Source organism: Geobacter sp. FeAm09 (genome assembly GCF_008330225.1).
In the GTDB taxonomy this organism is placed as follows: domain Bacteria; phylum Desulfobacterota; class Desulfuromonadia; order Geobacterales; family Pseudopelobacteraceae; genus Oryzomonas.
Genome location: NZ_CP042466.1, coordinates 231,858 through 254,498 on the forward strand (window position 1 = coordinate 231,858; position 22,641 = coordinate 254,498).

The following is a 22,641-nucleotide window of genomic DNA, read 5'->3' on the forward strand; positions in this document are numbered from 1 at the left end:
GTAATTGAGCTTCCAGTTCGTTGTCCACGTTTACTCCAGTATCTGATTTTCATAACGTTCAATTTGTTCCAGACAAACTGTGCGTAGGTCTGAACCAGCGCGATAGGCTTGGGTCCATTCCACAATGGAGTCAAGCGAGTTCGCTAAATCCCAGCGTGGTCTCCAACCAAGGCGCATACGTGCTTTTGAACAATCCAGCTTGAGATAATTGGCTTCATGGGGGTGATCACCCTCATTGATAGCATAGCCGGCATTATCACCCCAGAGAGCGCACATCTGCTTGACAATCCACTCCACCGGTTTTGCATCCTCATCGGCGGGCCCGAAGTTCCACCCTTCGGCATAGTCGCAGCCATGCTCATACAGATGACGGGCCAAGGCCAGATAGCCTGAAAGCGGTTCTAGTACGTGCTGCCAGGGGCGGATGGCATGGGGATTGCGGATGGGGATGGTTTCGCCCGCCAGCAGTGCCCTGATGCAATCCGGTATCAAGCGATCCGTTGCCCAATCGCCACCGCCTATAACGTTGCCGGCGCGCGCCGAAGCGAGCCCTACGCCATGTTCTACATGATGTTGGGGATGAAAAAAAGAAGTCCGATAAGCAGCAGTCACCAACTCGGAGCAGGCCTTGCTGTTGGAATAGGGATCAAAACCGCCCATGGGCTCGTTTTCCCGGTAGCCCCAGACCCATTCTCGGTTTTCGTAACACTTGTCGGTAGTGACATTGACAACCGCTTTGACCGACGGGCAGCTACGCACCGCCTCAAGAAGATGCACGGTGCCCATGACGTTGGTTGCGTAGGTCTCCACCGGAATGCGGTAAGAATCTCGCACCAATGGCTGGGCTGCCATGTGAATGACGACTTCCGGCTGTGCCTCTTTCAAAGTGCGGAGCAACAATCCACTGTCCCGCACATCGGCGATGCGGGAATCGACCAATTCCTTTACGTGGGTCAATTCAAAGAGGCTGGGGGTTGTCGGCGGAGCGAGGGCATATCCGGTGACGCGGGCTCCCAGGCGGTTCAGCCAGAGGCAGAGCCATGACCCCTTGAACCCGGTGTGGCCGGTGAGAAACACCTTTCTGTTGTGCCAAAACGCCGTACTCTTCACACAATCACCCCTCACCACAGCTTCCACGGAGCGGCCCCGGATTTCCACAACTCTTCCAGGTGATTTTTGTCGCGCAAGGTGTCCATGGGCTGCCAGAAGCCAGGGTGCTTGTAGGCCGTCAGCTGTCCCTCGCGGGCCAGCCTTTCCAATGGGCTACGCTCAAGGATTGTGTCGTCACCCTCTAGGTAGTTGAATACCTCAGGTTGCAACACAAAGAAACCGGCGTTGATCCAAGCACCATCCCCTTTGGGCTTTTCCTGGAAACCGAGCACGTGGTTGCTGTTATCGAGGTTAAGGGCGCCGAAGCGGCCTCCCGGTTGGGTTGCGGTCACCGTGGCCAGTTTGCCGTGGTTGTTGTGGTAGGCCACCAGTTGGGCGATATTCACGTCGCCCACACCATCACCATAGGTCAGCAGGAACGGTTCGTCTCCAACATAGGGCTGGACGCGCTTGACCCGCCCGCCGGTCATGGTTTCAAGGCCGGTATTGACCAGAGTAACCGTCCAGGGCTCGGCTGAATGGTGATGGATCATACGCTGGTTCTGGTTCCTGAAATCAAAGGTGACATCGGCTTCATGGAGGAAATAATGAGCGAAATAATCCTTGATGCAGTACCCCTTGTAGCCGACGCAGATGATGAAGTCATTGAATCCATAACTCGAATATATCTTCATTATATGCCAAAGGATCGGGCGTTGGCCTATTTCAATCATTGGTTTTGGTTTCAGGTGTGATTCTTCGCTGATACGGGTGCCGAAACCACCTGCTAGTATGACAACTTTCATGTTTCAATCTCTCCACGTAATCTTGATTATGCCATTGCCACTATTTGCGGTCATGCCAAGTATCAGGTATTACAGCCCGTAATACCCCCGATACCACTCCACAAACCGTCCAATCCCCTCTTCAATGGAGGTGGCCGGCTTGAATCCCACATCCTGCATCAGATCATCCACATCGGCATAGGTTGCCGGCACGTCGCCTGCCTGGATCGGCAGCAGGTTCTTCTCCGCCTTTTTGCCCAGGCATTGCTCCAGCGTCTCGATAAAGCGCATCAGCTCCACCGGGTTGTTATTGCCGATGTTGTAGATCCGGTAGGGGGCGTAACTGGTGCCGGGGTCGGGCTGGCCGCCGCTCCAGGATGAATTTGCCGTGGCCACATGGTCCGTCACCCTGACAACCCCCTCCACGATGTCGTCGATGAAGGTGAAGTCCCGCTGCATCCTGCCGTGGTTGAAGACGTCGATCGGTTTGCCTTCAAGGATCGCCTTGGTGAAGAGAAACAGGGCCATGTCCGGCCGCCCCCAGGGGCCGTAGACGGTGAAAAAACGCAGGCCGGTGGTGGGGATGCCGTAGAGGCTGGAATAGGTGTGGGCCATCAGTTCGTTGGCCTTCTTCGTGGCGGCATACAGGGACACCGGATGGTCCACGTTGTGGTGCACGGAGAAGGGCATCCGGGTATTGGCGCCGTAGACCGAGCTGGAAGAGGCGTAAACGAGGTGCCCCACGTCGGTGTGGCGGCACCCTTCCAGGATGTTCGTGAAGCCGACGATGTTGCTGTCGATATAGGCGTGGGGATTTTGGAGGGAGTAGCGCACCCCGGCCTGGGCGGCCAGGTTCACGACCTTGTCGAACCGCTCTTGGGAAAAGAGGCGGGCCATGGTCTCCCGATCCTCAAGGGAGGCCCTGACGAACCGGAAGCCGGGCCGCTCCTCCAACTGCTTGAGCCGGTCATGCTTGAGCCGGACATCGTAGTAGTCGTTCAGGTTGTCGAGGCCGATGACCTCGTCTCCCCTCTCCAGGAGACGCATGCTGAGATGAAAGCCGATAAAACCGGCAGCGCCGGTCACGAGAATCTTAGTCATGGTTTTCCTTTTTACCCAGTGGGCAATCCGCGTCGCCCAGGTACGACGGGCCGGAGGCAGCTTAGCCGTCGGCCCGTTTTTCCCTCTCCGCCTGCTTCAGATCACTGTCCACCATCATGTTTACCAGTTGATCGAAGCTTGTTTTCAGTTCCCAGCCCAGCTGGCGTTTCGCCTTGGAGGGATCCCCCAGCAGCAGGTCAACCTCTGCCGGGCGGAAGTATTTGGGGTCAATCCTGATGACGACCTTGCCGCTCGCCGTGTCGATCCCCTGTTCATCAGTGCCGGTTCCCCGCCACGTTAACGGCATGCCGAGCCGCTCGAAGACCTTTTCGGCAAAGGTGCGCACCGACCAGGTTTCACCGGTGGCTATAACGTAGTCGTCGGCCTGGTCCTGCTGCATCATGAGCCACATGGCCTCAACGTAGTCGCCGGCAAAGCCCCAGTCGCGCTTGGCATCCAGGTTGCCCAGGTAGAGACACTCCTGTACCCCCAGTTTGATGCGGGCCGCGGCGCGGGTAATCTTGCGGGTGACGAAGGTTTCGCCCCGGCGGGGCGATTCGTGGTTGAAGAGGATGCCGTTGCAGGCATACATGTTGTAGCTTTCGCGGTAATTCATCGTGATGTAAAAGGCGTAGGCCTTGGCGCAGGCATAGGGCGAACGCGGGTAGAACGGCGTGGTTTCCTTCTGGGGCGTTTCCACCACCTTGCCGTAGAGTTCCGAGGACGATGCCTGGTAGAATCGCGTATTCAGGCCGGTCTCGCGGATGCCCTCCAGGATGCGCACCGCGCCCAAGGCATCCACCTCGCCGGTGTATTCCGGGACATCGAACGACACCCTGACGTGGCTCTGGGCGCCCAGGTTGTAGATTTCGTCCGGCTGGATCGAGCGCAGCAGGGTGTTGATGGAGCTGGCATCGTTCAGGTCGCCGTAGTGCAGGAACAGGCGGACATCCTTTTCGTGCGGGTCGCGGTAGATGTGGTTGATGCGGCCGGTATTGAAGGATGAGGAACGCCGGATCATGCCGTGGACCTCGTATCCTTTTCCCAACAGCAGTTCAGCCAGATATGAACCGTCCTGACCGGTGATGCCGGTGATGAGTGCCCGTTTCATTCTTTACTCCCAATAGTAAAATGGTGTGTGTCGTGCCTGCGCGAAGCGGTCCATCCATATTTGAATTTTACCATATACCATACTGGTGTGAAGGATTACAAAGCAAAATTGATTAAATGTCGTGAATTTACTGGGTTATGAACAGAATTTTCCCGTGTGCCCCCCAGGACCTCTACAGGTAGGGCGAAAAGAGCCGCGCGCAGTTGTCCCTGAGCCTGATGGGCAGGGAGCGGCCGTCGATCTCCTCCTGGGTCACTTCGTGGGAGGTGGCGAAGGCCCGTTCGAAGTGCCGTTTGAGGCTGGCGGCAAAGGACTCGTCGAAGACGCTCAGGTTGAGTTCGAAATTGAGGCGCAGGCTGCGATGGTCGAGGTTGGCCGAGCCGACCAGAGCCCAGACGTCGTCTACCAGAAACAGTTTGGTATGGACAAAGGGGGGCGGCTGGTAGAAGACCCTGATGCCGTTTGCCAGGAGTTCCCACAAGAGCCCGCGGGTCGCCCAGTGAACAAAGGGGAGGTTGTTCACGCCGGGCAGGACGATGCGCACGTCCACCCCGCGCAGGGCGGTGGTGATCAGTGCCGCGATCATCGGCCGGTCGGGGATGAAGTAGGGGGTCATGATGCACACGGACTTCCTGGCGCAGGAGAGCACCCCCATCATGATGTGCTCGAGCTTGCGGAAATCCTTGTCCGGTCCGTCGCTGATGGCCCGGGCCAGGGCGCTGCCCCGGGGGGCGAGGGGGGGAAGAAGGAAGGGGTGTCCAACCGCTCGCCGGTAACAAAATACCAGTCTTCCAGAAAGGTCCTTTGCAGGTCGGCCACCACCGGACCCTGAACGAAAAAGTGCATGTCCCGGATGCCGGTGCATCTGTCGGCGGAGGCCGGCTGGTGGCGGCTACGGATGTTCATGCCGCCGGTAAAGGCCTCGCGGCCGTCGATGATCAATAATTTACGGTGATTGCGCAGGTTGATGTAGGCGCCCCGACTCAGGGGGAGGTAGCGGACCAGGCGCACCTTGGTGCCTGCCAGGGCCGTGCGGGGAAGGTGGCGACTATACTTCTCCCCCAGGGCGTCGATGATAATCCGCACCTCGACGCCCCGGGCGGCCGCCTCCCTGAGCTGATCGACGAATTGGGCGCCGATGCCGTCGGCATCGAAGATATAACTGCTCAGGTTGATGCTTTCCCCGGCCCGTTTGATGGCCGCCAGCATGGCCGGGTAGGCCTCCTCCCCATCCACCAGCGGCATGATGCGGTTTCCCTCCCGCAGCCTGGTGCGCACCACCCGGTCGCCCAATACCCGCAGGTCATCCAGGTGCGCCGCTGCCGGAGGAAGCCGCAGAGCCGCGCCGCTCTCCTCCTCGAAGGGGTGTATCTCGCCTCCGCTGAGCCTGCGGCCGCTTTCCTGCCAGCGCCGTGCCCGGCGGGAGATGCGGTTGACCCCCAGGCACCAGTACAGGAATGGGCCGAGCAGCGGCAACGTCAGGCTGATGCTCAGCCAGCCCAGGGCCGAGCGGGAATCGCGTTTGTGGAGCAGGGCGTGCCCCGCCGTGGCCAGCGAGAGCAGGCAGGTGCAGAGGGCAAACAGGGCGATGAAGACATGATCCATGGAGCGGTCTATGCCGGATCGATGAGGATGGCGTCTCCGCTGATCTGGACGGGAAAGGTCTTCAGGGTGAACTCGGGGTGGTCCGCGCATGTGCCGTCGGTCAGGCTGAAACGGTAACCGTGGCGCGGGCAGGCGATATACCCCTCCTTCACGATGGCTGCGTTCATGGGGCTCCCCTGGTGGGGGCATTCGTTCTCGCAGGCGTAGATGGTCCCTTTCACGTTGACCAGGAGAACCTCCCGGCCCGAGGCGGAAACGACCTTCTTGCCGAAGTTGGGAACCTCGCCGACCTTTGCCACCGGTGTCATGGGAGCACCTCCTTGAAGGGATGAATTTGGCTAACCTACCTTAAAAAGGCTAAAAAGACAAGGAACATCACATGGTTTAAGGTCTGTAGCTACAGGGAAAACCTGACGCGGCGAAAAAAGTGCCGGCGGTGCACAGTGCCGGGTCCGTTGGTCACGGCACAAAAAAAAATCATGGGGCAAAAAACTGATCAAAAAACAGGCAATTTGAAGGGTCGTTCGGTAGGTAAAAGAGCAGTGGTCTATGGTCGATGTGCTGCATGTATTTGATATTGTTGTTAAATACAATGTGGCATGCTCTGTGCTAAAGAGATTTCCATAAAGCGAGGTGCAGCGGACAAGACAAATACATATATTCACGCATTCTACTCTACAGAACGTGCATCGATGAAACCAATGTCGCTTTCATCCAATCACCGTTCAAAATCAACGATGAAAAGGAGAGGAAAGATGAGGATTGGTAACGTAGTAGCAACAACAATGGCAGCACTGGCCCTTGCCTGTGGTACGGCACTGGCTACCCCTTCAACACAGATTTGGATCCCTTCCCCCGATGTCAAAGGCTTCAAAGAGATTCACGTCGATATCGACAATTATACCCGTTTTTCCGGAAAAACCGAAAATGGCTTCAACCCCAATCTGTACAATATCGGCCTGAGCGCCGGCGTACTGCCGTCGGAAAACGTCAAGCTGGAGGTCGGGGTTGACTTTCTCAAGTCGGGTTACCAGAACGATGCCATTTACGGCTATGACCGGGCCCCCTTCTATTTCAACGCAAAACTGGGTACGCCCGAAGATGCATTCGGCGTCAAGGGGCTGCCCCAGTTCGCCATAGGCGCATATAATCTCGGCACCTACGAAAAGCTGGAGAAAGGGCTCTCCACCCGGCAGAATATCGTGTATGGCCTGGTCGGGAAAACCCTGCCGGTCGTAGGCCGCTTCTCCGCGGGTGGCTACTACGGCTCCGAGCGGGCTCTCGGCAAGGGTGCCAACAGCGGCGTGATGGCGTCCTGGGACCGCACCATGAGCGAGATCTCCGACAAGCTCTGGCTGGCGGTCGATTACATGGGTGGCAACAACGCCAACGGCGAGGTTTCGGTGGGCGGTTCGTGGGCCTTTTCCAAACAGGTCTCGTTGATCGTCGGCGTTGTCTTTTTCAACCCGTTCTACACCACATCGGCTGCCGACCCCAGCAACGGCAACGGGGGCAATATCAACCCCGGCGGCAAGCCGGCCTTGACCACCCAACTGGATATCGCATTCTAAGCTGTCCCTCCTTACAATTCGGGGGCGGCTGCCCGCGCCCCCGCCTTTTTCCAGGAGTGGCCCATATACGCGAAAACAAAGGAGGCAGACGCAATGAAACTCATCGAAGCCATCATAAAACCATTCAAATTGGACGAAGTTAAGGATGCCCTCAATGAAATCGGCATCGAAGGTATAACGGTCAGCGAGGTCAAGGGATTCGGCCGGCAGAAAGGGCACACCGAACTCTACCGCGGCGCAGAGTATGTGGTTGATTTCATCCCCAAGATCAAGATCGAGATCGCGGTGAGCGACGATCTGGTCACCAAGGTGGTGGAGACGATTCAGAATACGGCCAAGACCGGCAGGATCGGCGACGGCAAGATCTTTATCATCTCGCTCGAAGAGGCCGTAAGGATCAGGACCGGTGAAAAAGGTACGGACGCGATCTAACAACCATATCCGGATATAACCACTTACCTACGGAGGACTATCATGAAGCTCAAACTGTATTTTGCCGCAATAATGCTCGTCATCCTGGCCGGTCTGCTACCGATCTGCGCCATGGCCGAAGAGAAGCAAGATGCCGCCCCGGCCGCCGCACCTGCTGCAACCGCTCCTGCCGCGGCACCTGCCGCCGCCCCGGCAGCAGCGCCTGCTCCGGCTCCGGCAGCCGCCGCTCCGGCCACGCCACCTGACGTCAAGCCGGTGCTCAATACCGGCGACACCGCCTGGATGCTGGTTTCCGCAGCCCTGGTACTGCTGATGATCCCCGGCCTGGCCCTGTTCTACGGCGGTATGGTCCGTCAGAAGAACGTGCTCTCCACCATGATGCATTCGTTCGTGGCCATGGGTATCGTCGGCGTGCAGTGGGCCGTTATCGGCTACTCCCTCGCTTTTGCCCCCGACCTTGGCGGTGGCCTCCTGGGCAACTTCAGCAAGTTCATGCTGAACGGCCTGATCATCATGAAGGATGCGGCCAGCGGCACAGTGGACTGGGCCCTGTTCCAGAACTACGCCAAGGAGCCCGGCGCGATCCCCGAAATAGTCTTCGCCATGTACCAGGCCATGTTCGCCATGATCACCGTGGCCCTCATCTCCGGCGCCCTGGCGGAGCGCGTCAAGTTCTCGGCCTACTGCCTGTTCGTCCTGCTCTGGACCACCCTGGTGTATGACCCCCTGGCCCACTGGGTCTGGATGACCGACGGCTGGCTGTTCAAAAAAGGCGCCCTGGACTTTGCCGGCGGCACCGTCGTCCACCTCTCCTCCGGTATCTCGGCCCTGGCGTTCCTGGTCTTTCTCGGCAAGCGTCACGGCTTCCCCACCGAGCGCATGGCTCCCCATAACCTGCCGCTGACCCTGCTGGGCGTCGGTCTGCTCTGGTTCGGCTGGTTCGGGTTCAACGCCGGTTCCGCGGTTGTCGGCGTCAACACCTCCGATGCCGCCGGCGGCCTGGCCGGCCTGGCCTTCGCCACCACCACCATCGCCCCGGCTGCCGCCGGCCTTTCCTGGATGTTCGCCGAGTGGTTCCATGCCGGCAAACCCAGCGCCCTCGGCTTCGGTTCGGGCGTCGTGGCCGGCCTGGTCGTCATCACCCCGGCAGCCGGTTTCGTACAGCCTGGCGCGGCCCTGATCATGGGCATCGCGGCTGGTATCGTCTGCTACCTGGGCGTGCTGCTGAAAGCCAAGCTGAAATACGACGACTCCCTGGATGCCTTTGGCGTACACGGCATCGGCGGCACCTTCGGCGCCATCGTGACCGGCATCTTTGCCACCGTCGGTGCAACCGGCCTTCTGGCCGGCAATGCCAAGCAGCTCATGATCCAGTTGATCGCCGTTCTGGCTGCCGGCGCCTACGCCTTCATCGTCACCCTGATCATCTCCTTTGTCCTCGACAAGACCATCGGCCTGCGCGTGGAGAAGGAAGACGAGATCATGGGCCTCGACCAGACGCAGCATTCCGAGTCCGGCTACAATATGTAACAGTCCTTTCAACCTCAGCATCAACCAAGAAGCGGAAGCCGTCCCCCGGGGCGGCTTCCGCACCTGTCACTCACTCTGACGAATCCTCCCGGAGATCAGTATGGAAACCCCGGCAGACAGGCATATCGACGGAGCCATCAGTCAAGAGCTTCTCAAACAATTGGCATACAACGAGAAGATGTCTGAACTCGGTAGGATCTCCGCCGGCGTGGTGCATGAACTGAACGCGCCGCTTTCAGTCATCATCTCGGCCTCCCAGTTGATCATGCGGGAAGCCGACGTGCCGGAATTCGTGCGGGAGATGGTCGCCCGGATCAGTTCCGAGGCCATGCGCCTTTCCCACATGACGCGGGGGCTGCTCAATTTCAGCAGCCAGGAGGAAGCGGAATCGGGCGGGGAGGCGGACGTCAATCTTACGGTGGAGTTCGTGCTGGACTTTCTCGATTACGAGGCGGCGCGGCGCGGCGTAACCCTTTTGCGCAAGCTGGACTACCATCTGCCGGTGGTGGAGGTCGGCGCCAACCTCTTGAAGCAGGTCCTGCTCAACATCATCATGAATGCCCTGCAGGCCATGGAAGAGCTGGAGGGAGGGAGCCTGATGGTCGAAACCGTGGAGCCGGAGCCGGGAAAGGTGAGCATCGTCATCACCGATACCGGGCCCGGAATCCCGGCCGCAGCGCTGACCAGGATCTTCGACCCCTATTTCACCACCAAAAAGCCGGGTGAAGGTACCGGGCTCGGGCTGTTCGTCACCAGGACGCTTGTGGAAAATCTGGGGGGGAGCATCGGAGTGCGGAGCACGGAAGGTGAGGGGACGACCTTTACCGTGACCTTCGCCGCTGAAGAGTCCTGAGGCGTCTTGCCGCCCACCCTGCCGTCCAACCGTTGTCCTACAGGCCGTGTTCGGCCAATTCCTCCACCAGCCTTTTCTGCTCCGCACTCAGAGAGCCCGGCACCTGGATGGTGACCTTCACGTAAAGATCCCCCTTGGTGTTCGATCCCAGCGGTTTTACGCCGCACCCCTTCAGACGGATCTTCGTACCGGCCTGAATGCCTGCCGGCACCTTGATGCGCTTATCCCCCTCCAGGGTGGGCACATCCAGCGATGTCCCCAGGCAAGCCGCACTGAACGGTATGGAGCGCTCCACGAACAGGTCGCCTCCCTCGCGGGTAAAGACCGGGTCGGCCAGCACGCGGATGATCAGGTAGAGGTCGCCCGGCTGCCCGCCGCTCTCCCCCGGCCCCCCCTTGCCGGCAATGCGGATCTTGCTGCCGTTTTCCACGCCTGCGGGGATTTTAACCTTGAGCTCCTCGCGGTTGCCGTTCCTGCGGAAAGCCACCAGCTTTTCAGAGCCCTGGGCGGCATCGCGGAAGCTGACGTCGGTTTCCATTTCATGGTCGGCGCCTTTTTGGGGCGCCGCCCGGAAGCCGCTCCGCCCGCCGCGGCCAAAGGCCCCCCCGAACAGGCGGGAAAAGATGTCCTCTCCTCCCCCCGCCCCCATATCCTTGTAGGCGTTGCCGAAGTCGAAACCGCGGAAGATGTCCTCCTGGCTGTACTGGCGATGAAAACCGCTGGAGCCGAAGGTGTCGTACTCTTCCTTCTTCTTGGAATCGGAGAGCACGGCATAGGCCTCGTTGATCTCCTTGAATTTATCCTCCGAGGCCTTGTCCCCCGGGTTGCGGTCGGGGTGATACTTGACCGCCAGCTTGCGGAAGGCTTTCTTGATCTCCTCCGGGGTGGCGTTCTTATCGACTCCCAGCGCTTTGTAATAGTCTGTCTGTGCCATGGTTTCCATCCTTTATCATGCGTCGCTCTCAGCAAAATGTAATTGCTGGGCGCGCTCCTGTCAATGAATCCCTTTGCACGAGGCTGCACATCTTGCCGCCCATCCGGGGAAAGTTTGCACACTCTTAACCGGACCTTAACACCATCATCAGGGATTGTCTGGTAGTAACACATATCTCGGTTAGGGACGCATCCAGGCCTTTTGCCCCCTGGATGTCGCCCGCAGACACGGGGCAAAAACATTACATGAAGGAGGAGATGAACGTATGTCGCAGAACAATGACAAAAACGGTGAACTGGAGAATTCCCCGATAAAGGGTATCGACCGGCGCGAATTCATCAAGCGTACCGCAGCCGGCGCCGGTGCCGTCGCGGTGGGCATGGTCATGGGGGGCTGCGGGACATCGTCGTCTGCCGCCACGGCCAGTACGGTCGCGGCAGTGGTGCCGTCCAAGAGCGCCTGGAAGTTCGCCGTCATGAACGATACCCAGTGGACCCAGACCGATGACGGCTACAACCCCGACGGCACGCCGGTGGGCATCATCGCCAAGTTGAACCAGGAGTTCATCAACAAGGGGGTCAAGTTCGTGGTGCAGACCGGCGACCTGACGGAAAAGGCCAGCTCGACCGGCACCACCACCGCCACCAAGACGGTCAACGGCACGACCACGACCTACACCTACTCCAATACCGCCGCCGAGGACATGCGGGCGCTCTTTGCCCAGACCCTGTACAATGCCGGGATCGGTTTCTTCCCCCTGCGCGGCAACCATGACAGCGCGGCAACCACGGCCACCGAGTTCCAGCGGGCCTTCCCCCAGGCCCAGAACGGCCAGATGAACACGACGCCGGCGGACGTCTTAAGCCTCACCAATCCCGATGCCGATCTCCAGCCCTCCCCCGTCAAAACCGGTTCCGCCTTCACCGTCGGTTCCAACTTCAGCAGCCCCAGCAGCAGCGTGAACAACCTGAAGGGGCTCTCCTACTCCTTCGATTACAACAACGCCCGCTTCGTGCTGCTCGACCAGTTCAACACCGTCGATGGCTTCAACGCCGACGGGACCACCGCCTACGCCGTCGGCACGACCATCGCGGGACAGCAGAGCTGGATCGACACCGCCCTGGCCGGCAAGCCCAGCAGCGGTCACGCCTTTGTCTTCAGCCACAAGGGGATGATCACCGAAGACCACGTGGACGTGCTCTTCGGCTCCGACCCGTCGGCCACCAACTCTCCGGGACTGGACGCCTTCATCACCAGCCTGAAGAACAACAACGTCGGGTATCACTTCTGCGGCCACGACCACATGTACGACCGCAGCCTGGTGGCGACCTCCGACGGCACGACCGCCAAGGTGATGCAGATCGTGGGCGCCTCCAACAGCAGCAAGTTCTACTACCCCGCCAGCCCCTCCAACGACGTGACCTACTGCAGCGGCAAACGCCAGACCCTGGTCAAGCAGGAGTTGAACACCATCGGTTATTGCCTGGTGACCGTTGACGGCTCCCACGTGACGGTGGAGTACTACTCCGCCCCCGCCTATCCCGCACCGGTCAACGGCGGGGTGATCGCCACCACGCCGACCCTCACCTTCACCAAGCGGGAGACCTTCGGGTACAGCCTGAACGGCACCCAGTTCGTGGTGGCGGCCGGTTCCGCCTATACCACGGTACAGGATACGAGCACGGCGGGCAGCGGCACGGTCGCCAAGGTCCTGGCCGGTTCCAACGGCTACACGGTGACCGATCCCTCGGGACGCTTCTTCAGCGCCGTGGTCACCACCGGCTGGTACGCGGCCAACGCCACCGCCAGTGACATCCTGTTCCTGCGGGGCATGTCGGCCTCCCTGGGGAGCAGCCAGACCGACATCTTCGCCCTCTCCCTGACCTACGACAAGACCAAGGTGACCGACGCCCAGATCCAGGCCGGCTCCTTCGCCCTGGCCGCGCCGGACGACAGCGGCAACTGGACCAACGCCGTGAACAAAAGCACCGGCGGCACGAAGAAGTTCGTGCTCGGCGCCTGGAAATCCAGCTACCCCCTGGGTACCTACGGCGTGGATACGACGAGCGGCACCGTCTGGGCGGTCGTCAACTACAACGGCTACTTTGCCGCCGTGGCCGGCGTCTAGGACGCGGAAAGGGACACCATGTTCGGATTCGGCGTACCGGAACTGCTCATCGTCCTCGCCATCGTCGTGGTGGTCTTCGGCGCCGGCCGCCTGCCGGAGCTCGGCGGTGCCCTAGGCAAGACCATCCGCAATTTCAGGAAGGCGTCCGAAGGCAGGGACGAGATCGAGATCAAGGCGAAAGAAGCATAGCGATCGCCACTGCCTTTAACGGCAAAGGCCCGCGCATGGTCATCATGTGCGGGCCTTTTTAATGGGACGCGCTGACCTCTGTATGTTTATGTTGGCTGAATAAGCTGCTAAAGGCTCGGAGAAGGGGGCGACCTGCGAGCTTGGGTTTTATGTTTGACGTAAAGCGTAAAGCGGGCTACATTGATTACCATGATCCGGTCATTCGCCTGCAAGCAAACTGAAAAGTTCTATCACGGCGAACGCGTCCCGCGTTTTCAGGCTTTTGCCCAACAGGCTGAAAAAAGACTGCAAATTCTCGAAAGCGCCACCTGCGTGGAAGATTTGATGAACCTGCCAAGCAACCGCTTCGAGGCTTTGGGTGGCGACCGGAAGGGCCGGCAAAGCATACGCATCAACCAGCAATGGCGGATCTGCTTCGAGTGGCGGGAGGATGGCCCGTACAACGTGGAGATTGTCGATTATCATTGAAAGGGAAAATCTTTATGAATGCCATGCGCCCCATACACCCCGGCGAAATCCTGAAGGATGAACTTGCCGAGATCGACATGACGGCCAACGCCTTTGCGCACGCCCTGCATGTGCCCGCAAACCGGATTACGGCCATCCTGAACGGCACCCGTTCCATCACTGCCGACACCGCGCTGCGCATCTCCCGTTATTTCGGCACGACGCCGGAATTTTGGCTGAACCTCCAGACGGCATACGACCTGAAGGTTGCCCGGCAGACCGTTGGCGACAAGATTGAGCTGAGTGTAACCCCGATGAAGCAGGCGGCGTGAGGGGGATCGTAGAATTATGACATTACCATTATTTATTCCCAGTAACGTCTGTCATGGTTCCCCACGGTAGCTCAAAATCCTTTTTTCGAGGGCAGCCCCCACAGTCCTGCATGGATACCACGCTTATTTAGGTGATAGAAAGAACCACACGACGACCAAGCTAAGCCCACATATATCTCCCGCCACTGTACTCCATGGGTTTCCAAACTGATCTGCTAGCCACTGTTTTCCGGTGACCTGGGACTCCGTTCGCATTTTTGCGCATTCCCGCGAATGTCGGAAATCTTTGGATATTGAAACGATCAATAACAACACGGATGCGAGAAGCGGCACAATAGTAAATGACCCAGGGCCAACGACCCAATTAAAGATACACCATCCAAAAGCGACCGCAGCCGCTACTCCTCCGACACTTCCAATAAAGCCAGCGACAGTGGAACGCAGCCAAACGGATGCTTTAGTGAGTGCAAAAGCAATTGGAGCACCAGCTACAAGCGCCCCCAACCTGGACATTACGAGTGATAGCGGCAGTACAATGATGTAGGCCAGTATAGTTCGCATTTACATTCCTCTTCTTGAAAAACTCCCGAAAGGATTTGGTCGACAATTTCCATCTTGTGTGGAAAAAATGAAAAATGGAGGGGACACCCACCCGATCAAAACGGGATATGTAGGCGCGGCCCCATAAATATTTCCTACCCTTGCTCAACTTCCGCCTTGCTATTTCTTTCCCTCTTGAAATTCCCATCATCCTGACACCATGCCAAGGCGTCAAAAATGACCTCCGACAACCGCATGATACTTTCCGGCTTATCCAGAACAACACTGTTGCCGCCTGTCCCAAGCACAAGCCCTCTCTTGGCGATTCCCGCCTTGTGCAATTCAGTCAACTCAATGGGAAAATACGCCAGTGGTTTGGCGCGGTCGCCCAGATAGCGTACAATCCAGCGGTTGACCTTGCCCTGATATAGTACGGTGTAGTATGATTCCGTATCTTTTCCAACAACTTCGTCCGTGTTGACCACTCCGTTCAACATGTCTTTCAAAATAGACAATAATTTCAACTCTGCAGCGGTTGTAATTATTCTGGGGTTGCTTGGATCGGCAACACTCTCCTGGGAGTCCTCGGGGACTGGTGCTAGTTCCGGCGCTGTATTGAATGGTACCGGCGGCGCGGAAAGTCCGGTAACGACCATTTTGCTGATGGCATCGGCAACTGCTCGCTTGATCAAGGGGGTTATGGTGTCCAGTACCCTTGGTGTGAGCTTTGCGACGAGTTTTGCACGGTTGGCCACGAAGCGGACGAATTCTTGATCCACATCGCGTAGGCAGCTTTCAATTACTTCCTGGAACTGTTCCTGATAGACTCTTTCTTCGGCGAAGGTTCGCAGTTGATCGGGCCGAAAACACCCATAACGGAATTGGGCAAGTTGCTCCATATCTGATTCTGACAAGGCATCAAAATTTACTTTCAGGAACGGGCTTTCATCCATCACGTTGGGTAGTTTCAAATCAGTGAAGAAGCGCCATTCACGGCCATTAGTGATCGCAGCGACGGAGACACCGGGGGTGGAGTTAAAGTAACGGGCGAGTTGTCCGGCATGGTTGGTCAGTTTTTCATTGAAAGATTTGGCTTCGACAAACATGACCGGATTGCCGTCGGAGAAGAGAGCATAATCTACTCGTTCATTGGCCTTTACTCCCGGCAGGTTTGCACCGTATTCGGCTTTCACTTTTTGTGGATCAAAAGGACTGAAGTCGAGGATGTTGAGGAAGGGGAGTATCAAGGCCTGTTTGGTGGTTTCCTCCGTCGAGCAGTGGGGGCCAACCGTCTTAATGTGCTCCACATGGGCCAGCAGTTTTTCCTTGAACTCTTGCATGATCCCCCCTCCGTTGATTGGAATTCATAGGCTAGTGTTTCAGAAAAACTTTATCTGTTGCTACTCGTCGTCTTGTTTTGTACCCCCTCTTATTAAGGCAAATCCACTTGTACTCCCTGTAAACGCAAATTTCAATCGCAAAATCAGTATGTTAAAACAATTGACACTCTTCCGAAAATGTTAAAAAAATTAACATAAAAAGACTGTTTTAGCCGCCTTCTTCAAACTGCCTGTTATCATTCAAAAAAAACTCCAGTAACCTCCAGAAACCCCTCTTTGTGTCATTTTGACCCATGCCCCCATCCCCCGGATTCCCGAGGTGGCGGGCGGCCAGCTCGGATCAAGGCGTAAATCCGTAGCACCCCGCCGCCCGTTTTTCCTGCTTGACAATCACACTTAATAAAACTAACATTTAGTTATCCGAACAATTCGGGTAGCTATTTTTAACCGCAGGACGGATTATGGAACAGATCGAGCGCATAGCCCAGCTCTACCCGGTCATCATGCGGGTCATGGGGAGGATCAGGAGCATCGTCCACGAGGGGATGGACCTGACCTACAACCAGTACAAGATGCTCTTGACCATCTACGACCGGGGCAACTGCACCCTGAACGTGCTGGCCAAGGAACTCCAGATCGCCATGAGCTCGGCCAGCGAGATGGTGGACCGGCTGGTCAACCTGGGATTCGTGTACCGCACCGTGGATGAGGACAATCGCCGCCAGGTGATGATCTACACCACGGAAAAGGGCGAGGAACTGATCCGTGAGCTGCGCCGGGGGATCGTGGAGAATTACCGCACCCTGCTGGATCGGCTGCCGCCCCGGGACCAGGAACGGCTGGTGGTTGCCTTTGAAAGTCTGGCGGAGATTCTCGGAAAGCTGGAATAGGGCAGGTACCGACTTTGACGGCAAGAAGGAGGCTGTGATGAAAAAGGTGATCGTGGTTGGCGGCGGCATTTCGGGGTTGGCGACGGCCTGGCTGCTCAGGGACAAGGCGCGCGCGGCGGGGGTGGAACTGGAGCTGACCCTGTTGGAGAAGGAAGAGCGGGTCGGCGGCAAGATCTGGAGCATCAAGGCCGACGGCTATACCTGCGAATGGGGCCCCAACGGCTTTCTTGACAGCAAGCCCCAGACCCTGGAACTCTGCTCGGCCATCGGCGTCAACGGCAATCTGCACCGCAGCAACGACAACGCCCGCAAACGCTTTATCTTCTCCGGGGGGGAGCTGCACCGCCTGCCGGAGAACGGCCCCTCCTTCCTGAAGAGCCGGCTGATCTCCTGGCCCGGCAAACTGCGCCTGGCCCTGGAACCGACGCCGTTCATCGCCAGGGCCCCCGAGGGGGTGGACGAGACCCTGGCCGCATTCGGCCGCCGCAGGCTGGGCAAGGAGGCGCTGGACAAGCTGATCGCCCCCATGGTGTCGGGCATCTTTGCCGGCGACCCGGAGACCATGTCGCTCGTCTCCTGTTTCCCGCGCATTGCGGAACTGGAGCGGGAGTACGGCGGGCTGGTCCGGGCCATGGTCATGCTGGCCAAAAAGAAAAAGCGGGAACGGGCCGAGGGCAAGGCGGTCTCCAGCGCCGCCGGGCCGGGCGGCGTCCTGACCTCGTTCCGCGAGGGCATCCAGTACCTGACCGACGCCCTGGCCGCATCCCTGGGAGACATCGTGAAGCCGTCCAGCCCGGTGGTGGCCGTGGAGAAGGGGGAGAGCGTCCCCTACCGCGTGCGCTGCGCCGACGGCAGCGAGCAGGAGGCGGACGTGGTCATCGTCGCCGCCCCCGCCTTTGCCACGGCCGAGATGCTTGCCGGCCTGGACGCGGGGATTTCCGGGGTATTGCGCCAGATACCCTATGCCACCATGACCGTGATCTGCTTCGGCTACGAGCGCGACCGCATCGCCCACCCCCTGGACGGCTTCGGCTATCTGGTCCCCAAGAAGGAGGGGCGCAGCATCCTGGGCACCCTGTGGGATTCCAGCATGTTCGAGAACCGCGCGCCCGAGGGGAAGGTGCTCCTGCGCAGCATGATGGGCGGTGCCTGTTTTCCGGAGTACATCAACCTGAGCGACGACGAGGTGGCGGCGCGGGTCAAGCGTGACCTCAAGGATATGATGGGGATCGACACCGACCCGTCGTTCGTGCGGATCTTCCGCCACGAACAGGCCATCCCCCAGTACACGGCGGGGCACGGCAAACGCCTGGAGGCGCTGGGGGCGGGGCTTGCGGCCCATCCCGGCCTGATCCTGACCGGCAACTCCTACCGGGGCATCGGCTTGAACGACTGCGTGGCCGCGGCCCAGCGGGCCTCGGACGAGGCGCTGGGACTGGCGTAACTCGTACGCGCACCATCATTGACCACGGAAAGGGCCCTGCTACGGGCCCTTTTCTTATGCGGCCAATCTCCCGAGAGCCGTTATTGCTGCGGGGACCGGCGCGCCCGCTGGTTGGAACCGTAGATGGTGTCCCGCTCCGGCGCGGTCCCGGTTGCGACGGCGTCAAGCCACTCCCCGGTCGTCATCACCGCCGCGAAGCGCGACTGCATGACCACCAGGGTCACCCGGTGGATCTCCTCGGCGCTGGCGCTCCCCACGCGGTTGGCATAGGGGAGCGAGCCGGTGGCGTCGGAGAGGAACTCGACGCCGAACCCGGCGTGCACTGCCTGCACCGCGGTGGAGAGATCGCAGTTGTGGGTCATGTAGCCGGCGATGACGACGGTATCGACCCCCCGTTCCCGCAGCCACGCTTCCAGGCCGGTGCCGGTGAAGGCGCCGGGCATGTTCTTCCTTATAGAGTGGTCCCAGCCGCGCGAGGCGACCACCTCGTGCAGCTCGGCACCGGGCGTCCCTTCGGCCATGAACGGCGCCTGCGCCGGATTCACGTTCTGCACCGCCACGACCGGGATGCCCGCCGCCTTGGCGGCATCCATGGCTCGGCCGATATTGGCCAGGGACAGCTCGACCGGCGGATATTCTATGGGCAGGTTGCCTCCTGCATAGTCGTTTTGCACATCGATCACGATCAAGGCACGGCTCGGTTTGTTTGTCATGGTGGTTCTCCTTTCCCTTGGCTTTTAAGAGGATTATTCATCATTTTCTCCTTGAAAAGAAGTGGCCTGAATGACAATATTCGATTGAATCGGGCCAAATGCGTGCCCCACCGCCGGGAGGTGCCATGGACGCAACAACCATCGCCGTCATCGCATTCGACGAGATCAGTCCCTTTCATTTGTCCGTGCCCTGCATGGTTTTCGGTGAAGAGCGGGATACCCCGGACGGGCCGCGCTTCAATCTGCTGGTCTGTGCCGCCGGGAGGCGGGTGCTGCGCAGCAGTGCGGGCTTTGAGATTCGGGCGCAGCATACCCTCCGGGATGCCGAACAGGCGGACATCGTGATCGTGCCCAGTTGGCGCGACACGGACGAGCTTCCCCCGGAACGCCTTCTGCACTTCCTCGCCGGGGCTCACCAGCACGGCGCGACCGTGGTGGGGCTGTGTCTCGGCACGTTCGTCCTGGCCGCCGCCGGACTGCTGGATAACCGGCCGGCCACCACCCACTGGGGATGGGCGGACGACCTGGCGCGCCGCTACCCGTCGATAGTGGTCAAACCCGACGTGCTCTATGTGGACGACGGCGACGTGATCACCTCGGCCGGCGCGGCTGCGGGCATCGACTGCTGTCTCCATATCCTGCGCCGGTTGCACGGCGCCGAGGCGGCCGGCCGGGTGGCGCGCCGCATGGTGGTGCCGCCGCACCGGCAGGGGGGGCAGGCCCAATACATCGAGATGCCCATCAGCGTCACATCCGGCGAAGACCGGTTTTCCCGCAACCTGGAATGGGTGCAGAGGCATCTGGACCAGGCCCACAGCATCGACACGCTGGCGGATCGTTTCATGATGAGCCGCCGCAGCTTTACCCGGCGCTTCCGCCGGATGACCGGAACCACCGTGGGTGCCTGGCTGCTCGGCCAACGCCTGGCCCTGGCGCAACGCCTCCTGGAGGCCACCTCCACACCCATCGCCATGATCGCGCAACAGGCCGGCTTCGGCTCCGAGGCCTCGTTGCGCCAGCATTTCAGCAGGGAGCTGCAGACATCGCCGTTCCGCTACCGCCGGGAGTTCCGGGGGCGTGACAGCACCCGAACCGCATCTTTCCTGCGTAAATGCGGCGCTCCTTGACAGCCGGCCCCATCTGGCGTACTTTGTGGGCAGTTGCGTTACGATTCGCTCGCATGGGGTGAGGAGATGGTTTCACGGGATGAAGCCCTATAGGCCGGATGAAAAGCCGCTCGGGTCAGCATATATGCTGGTCGGGCGGCTTTTTTATTGGCCGGGCGCTCCCCGCTCCCGATCTTTTTTCCCCAGGTTCCCCACCGTTAGCCATAACAACCCCGCAAGCCGCAAAGGAGGCTTCCCATGTACAGCTCTGACAACGTCGGCAGGAACACGATCGCAATGGTACTGGCCGGGGGGAGGGGAGAGCGGCTCAGCCCGCTGACCATGCGCCGGGCAAAGCCGAGCGTCTCCTTCGGCGGCAAATACAAGATCATCGATTTCGTGCTCTCCAACCTGTTCAACTCGGGCATCAAGAAGGTCTACATCCTGACCCAGTACCGGGCCTATTCGCTCAACAAACATATCCGGGAGTCCTGGGGCAAGTGGACCGGCCTGGGGGAGTTCTACGTGGCCATCTCGCCGGAAACCAGCAGCGAGAGCGAGGAGTGGTTCAAGGGGACCGCCGACGCCATCCTCCAGTACCTGCGGTTCGTGGAGTCCTCGGATGCGGATTACGTGGCCGTGTTCGGCGGCGACCACATCTACAAGATGGATATCGGCCAGATGATCAACTACCACCGCATGAACCGGGCCGATATCACCATCGCCGCCCTTGAGGTGCCGGTGGAGGAGGCCAAACGCTTCGGCGTCTTTTCCGTGGACGACGATTCCCGGGTGACCGCCTTTGCGGAAAAACCGGACAGCCCGGAAACCATCCCCGGGCGGGAGACCTGCTTTGCCTCCATGGGCAACTACATCTTTCCCACCAAGAAGCTGATCGAGGTGCTGCTGGAAGGGAAGAAGCAGCACGAAGACCTGGATTTCGGCAAGCACGTGATCCCCATGATGCTGGAAAAGGGGGACAGGGTGTTCGCCTATAATTTCAACGACAACCTGATTCCCGGCATGAAGGCCGAAGAGCGGGGGTACTGGAAGGATGTGGGCACCATCGACTCCTACTACGAGGCCAACATGGACCTGATCCATGTATCGCCCCAGCTCAATCTCTACAACTACAAATGGCCGATCCTCACCAACCAGGGCAACCTGCCGCCGGCCAAGACGGTCTTCGACGACGACGACCGCCGGGGCCAGAACATCGACTCGTACGTCTGCGCGGGTTGCATCACCAGCGGCGGCACGGTCCGCAGGTCGATCATCGGGCCCTTGTGCAAGATCAACAGCTACAGCCTGGTGGAGGATTCGATCCTGTTCGAAAACGTGAACGTCGGGCGGTATGCCAAAATCAGACGGACGATCATCGACAAGGGGGTGGTCATCCCGGACGGGACGATCATCGGCTACGACCGTAAGGAGGACCTGCGCCGGGGCTATACCGTGACCGAATCCGGCATCGTGGTGGTGCCGCGGAAGGACCGGTAATCGGGTGAAAACGGGGGCCTGGCCCCCAGGACCGCCGCGCGGCTTGTCCGCTCCCCGGACGGGAACCGCGCGTCAGGCCAGGCGTGGTTTATCCATCCATAAAACAAATGCAAACAGCAAATGTCATTCATTATACCAATTTGCCTTTTGTGCATACTTCTCTTACCCTTCATGCTGGTTTCCGAGAACCAACGACCCGACAACAGATAGAGGAGGAAGTATGATGAAGGACATCAGGCTTTTTTGTTCCATGGCGGCACTCTTCCTGGCAATGGCTACGGCGGCCCTGGGCGCGGAACAACCGGTAGCCGGCGCGAAGACCATTTCGACGGAGCAACTGAAGCTGCTCCTTGAAACGGCCAAGCCGAAACCGCTGCTCATCGACGCGCGCAACCCGGAAGAGTACGAAGAGGTGCACATCAAGGACGCGGTCAACATCCCCATCGCCAAGCTGGAAAAGGACCCGTCCCTCCTGCCGGCGGACCGGGCACGCAAGCTGGTCTTCTACTGCAACGGCGTCAAGTGCGGCAAAAGCAAGAAGGCGGCCACACTGGCCGTTGCGCACGGCTATGGCGACGTGTTCATCTATGCCGAGGGGATGCCGGTCTGGGAAGAGAAGGGGATGCCGATCTTCGCCGGCGCCAGCTATGAAAAGAGGGTGGAAACGAGCAAACTTTCTCCCCGGGAGCTGAAAGCGCTCATGGACGCGAAGCCGGGGAGCCTGGTGATCGTGGACGTGCGTGACAAAAACGAATATGCCGCGGGGCACATCCCGGGTGCGATCAACATCCCGGTCACGGCTTTTGCCGCCGGTTCGGGCGTACTTGAAAAAGAGAAGCGGATCGTCGTCTACTGCAATTCCGGCGGCAGGAGCTACAACGCCTACCGCAAGCTGCAGAAGCTGGCCTACCCCACCATCAGCCAGGCCATTTTCGCCGACTGGGAGTTCGAGGGGCTGCCGGTGGAAAAATAGCCGCTCCCCGGCGATGGCATCAAGCCCC

General features: G+C 59.4%; 23 protein-coding genes. 13 read left to right on the plus strand and 10 right to left on the minus strand.

The window, feature by feature from the left end:
- Positions 1-30: 30 nt before the first annotated feature.
- The 7 genes from rfbG to FO488_RS01090 all read right to left on the minus strand — a co-directional run bounded on the left by rfbG (position 31) and on the right by FO488_RS01090 (position 5,999).
- Positions 31-1,110, minus strand: coding sequence for a CDP-glucose 4,6-dehydratase (rfbG, locus tag FO488_RS01065; RefSeq protein WP_149208831.1), 1,080 nt, complete (start codon positions 1,108-1,110; stop codon positions 31-33).
- An 11-nt stretch (positions 1,111-1,121) separates the two neighbouring features.
- On the minus strand, positions 1,122-1,895 hold the full coding sequence (rfbF, locus tag FO488_RS01070) for a glucose-1-phosphate cytidylyltransferase (RefSeq protein WP_149208832.1): 774 nt from the start codon (positions 1,893-1,895) through the stop codon (positions 1,122-1,124).
- 69 nt (positions 1,896-1,964) lie between these two features.
- A complete protein-coding gene (locus FO488_RS01075; RefSeq protein ID WP_149208833.1) occupies positions 1,965-2,975 on the minus strand; it encodes an NAD-dependent epimerase in 1,011 nt (336 codons plus the stop codon).
- A gap of 61 nt (positions 2,976-3,036) precedes the next feature.
- The gene (gene gmd, locus FO488_RS01080; protein WP_149208834.1) at positions 3,037-4,086 is read right to left on the minus strand and encodes a GDP-mannose 4,6-dehydratase; all 1,050 of its coding nucleotides are present in this window, start codon (positions 4,084-4,086) and stop codon (positions 3,037-3,039) included.
- Positions 4,087-4,258: 172 nt separating this feature from the next.
- Positions 4,259-4,744 carry a phospholipase D-like domain-containing protein gene (locus FO488_RS20540; RefSeq protein WP_370514300.1) on the minus strand — a complete coding sequence of 162 codons (486 nt, stop codon included), beginning with the start codon at positions 4,742-4,744 and terminating at the stop codon, positions 4,259-4,261.
- Entirely contained in the window at positions 4,741-5,691 is a 951-nt protein-coding gene (locus FO488_RS01085) for a phospholipase D-like domain-containing protein (RefSeq protein WP_370514301.1), read from the minus strand. The genes FO488_RS20540 and FO488_RS01085 overlap by 4 nt, the downstream gene beginning before the upstream one ends.
- Before the next feature lie 8 nt (positions 5,692-5,699).
- Entirely contained in the window at positions 5,700-5,999 is a 300-nt protein-coding gene (locus FO488_RS01090; protein WP_149208835.1) for a Rieske (2Fe-2S) protein, read from the minus strand.
- A gap of 477 nt (positions 6,000-6,476) precedes the next feature.
- Here FO488_RS01090 and FO488_RS01095 point away from each other — a divergent pair, with 477 nt between their 5' ends.
- The 4 genes from FO488_RS01095 (at position 6,477) to FO488_RS01110 (ending at position 10,077) form a co-directional block, all read left to right on the plus strand.
- A complete protein-coding gene (locus tag FO488_RS01095; protein ID WP_240732107.1) occupies positions 6,477-7,262 on the plus strand; it encodes a hypothetical protein in 786 nt (261 codons plus the stop codon).
- A 93-nt stretch (positions 7,263-7,355) separates the two neighbouring features.
- A complete protein-coding gene (locus tag FO488_RS01100) occupies positions 7,356-7,694 on the plus strand; it encodes a P-II family nitrogen regulator (protein ID WP_149208837.1) in 339 nt (112 codons plus the stop codon).
- A 42-nt stretch (positions 7,695-7,736) separates the two neighbouring features.
- Positions 7,737-9,224, plus strand: a complete 1,488-nt coding sequence (locus FO488_RS01105; protein ID WP_168205825.1) for an ammonium transporter — start codon at positions 7,737-7,739, stop codon at positions 9,222-9,224.
- 100 nt (positions 9,225-9,324) lie between these two features.
- Positions 9,325-10,077, plus strand: a complete 753-nt coding sequence (locus FO488_RS01110; protein ID WP_149208838.1) for a sensor histidine kinase — start codon at positions 9,325-9,327, stop codon at positions 10,075-10,077.
- Between the two features lie 37 nt (positions 10,078-10,114).
- Here the strand turns inward: FO488_RS01110 and FO488_RS01115 are convergent, their stop codons facing one another.
- On the minus strand, positions 10,115-11,011 hold the full coding sequence (locus FO488_RS01115; protein WP_149208839.1) for a DnaJ C-terminal domain-containing protein: 897 nt from the start codon (positions 11,009-11,011) through the stop codon (positions 10,115-10,117).
- Between the two features lie 265 nt (positions 11,012-11,276).
- Between FO488_RS01115 and FO488_RS01120 the strand changes: the two genes are divergently transcribed.
- The 4 genes from FO488_RS01120 (at position 11,277) to FO488_RS01135 (ending at position 14,107) form a co-directional block, all read left to right on the plus strand.
- Positions 11,277-13,139 carry a metallophosphoesterase gene (locus FO488_RS01120; protein ID WP_149208840.1) on the plus strand — a complete coding sequence of 621 codons (1,863 nt, stop codon included), beginning with the start codon at positions 11,277-11,279 and terminating at the stop codon, positions 13,137-13,139.
- Between the two features lie 18 nt (positions 13,140-13,157).
- Positions 13,158-13,328 carry a twin-arginine translocase TatA/TatE family subunit gene (locus FO488_RS01125; protein WP_149208841.1) on the plus strand — a complete coding sequence of 57 codons (171 nt, stop codon included), beginning with the start codon at positions 13,158-13,160 and terminating at the stop codon, positions 13,326-13,328.
- Between the two features lie 189 nt (positions 13,329-13,517).
- On the plus strand, positions 13,518-13,796 hold the full coding sequence (locus FO488_RS01130; protein WP_149208842.1) for a type II toxin-antitoxin system RelE/ParE family toxin: 279 nt from the start codon (positions 13,518-13,520) through the stop codon (positions 13,794-13,796).
- Between the two features lie 14 nt (positions 13,797-13,810).
- Complete coding sequence (locus tag FO488_RS01135) at positions 13,811-14,107, plus strand: HigA family addiction module antitoxin (RefSeq protein WP_149208843.1); 297 nt, start codon at positions 13,811-13,813, stop codon at positions 14,105-14,107.
- A 695-nt stretch (positions 14,108-14,802) separates the two neighbouring features.
- On the opposite strand, the gene FO488_RS01140 is transcribed toward FO488_RS01135, so the two are convergent.
- Positions 14,803-15,987, minus strand: coding sequence for a type I restriction endonuclease (locus tag FO488_RS01140; RefSeq protein ID WP_149208844.1), 1,185 nt, complete (start codon positions 15,985-15,987; stop codon positions 14,803-14,805).
- Between the two features lie 461 nt (positions 15,988-16,448).
- Here FO488_RS01140 and FO488_RS01145 point away from each other — a divergent pair, with 461 nt between their 5' ends.
- Both FO488_RS01145 and hemG read left to right on the plus strand, forming a co-directional pair.
- A complete protein-coding gene (locus tag FO488_RS01145) occupies positions 16,449-16,877 on the plus strand; it encodes a MarR family winged helix-turn-helix transcriptional regulator (RefSeq protein WP_149208845.1) in 429 nt (142 codons plus the stop codon).
- A 37-nt stretch (positions 16,878-16,914) separates the two neighbouring features.
- Entirely contained in the window at positions 16,915-18,321 is a 1,407-nt protein-coding gene (gene hemG / locus FO488_RS01150) for a protoporphyrinogen oxidase (protein WP_149208846.1), read from the plus strand.
- Positions 18,322-18,401: 80 nt separating this feature from the next.
- Here the strand turns inward: hemG and FO488_RS01155 are convergent, their stop codons facing one another.
- Positions 18,402-19,034 (minus strand): cysteine hydrolase family protein, encoded by a 633-nt coding sequence (locus FO488_RS01155; protein WP_149208847.1) that lies wholly within the window; start codon positions 19,032-19,034, stop codon positions 18,402-18,404.
- A gap of 125 nt (positions 19,035-19,159) precedes the next feature.
- Here FO488_RS01155 and FO488_RS01160 point away from each other — a divergent pair, with 125 nt between their 5' ends.
- The 3 genes from FO488_RS01160 to FO488_RS01170 all read left to right on the plus strand — a co-directional run bounded on the left by FO488_RS01160 (position 19,160) and on the right by FO488_RS01170 (position 22,613).
- Entirely contained in the window at positions 19,160-20,161 is a 1,002-nt protein-coding gene (locus FO488_RS01160) for a helix-turn-helix domain-containing protein (protein WP_205743321.1), read from the plus strand.
- A gap of 237 nt (positions 20,162-20,398) precedes the next feature.
- Positions 20,399-21,640 (plus strand): glucose-1-phosphate adenylyltransferase, encoded by a 1,242-nt coding sequence (gene glgC, locus FO488_RS01165; protein ID WP_149208849.1) that lies wholly within the window; start codon positions 20,399-20,401, stop codon positions 21,638-21,640.
- Between the two features lie 220 nt (positions 21,641-21,860).
- Entirely contained in the window at positions 21,861-22,613 is a 753-nt protein-coding gene (locus FO488_RS01170) for a rhodanese-like domain-containing protein (RefSeq protein WP_149208850.1), read from the plus strand.
- The last annotated feature ends 28 nt before the right edge of the window (positions 22,614-22,641 follow it).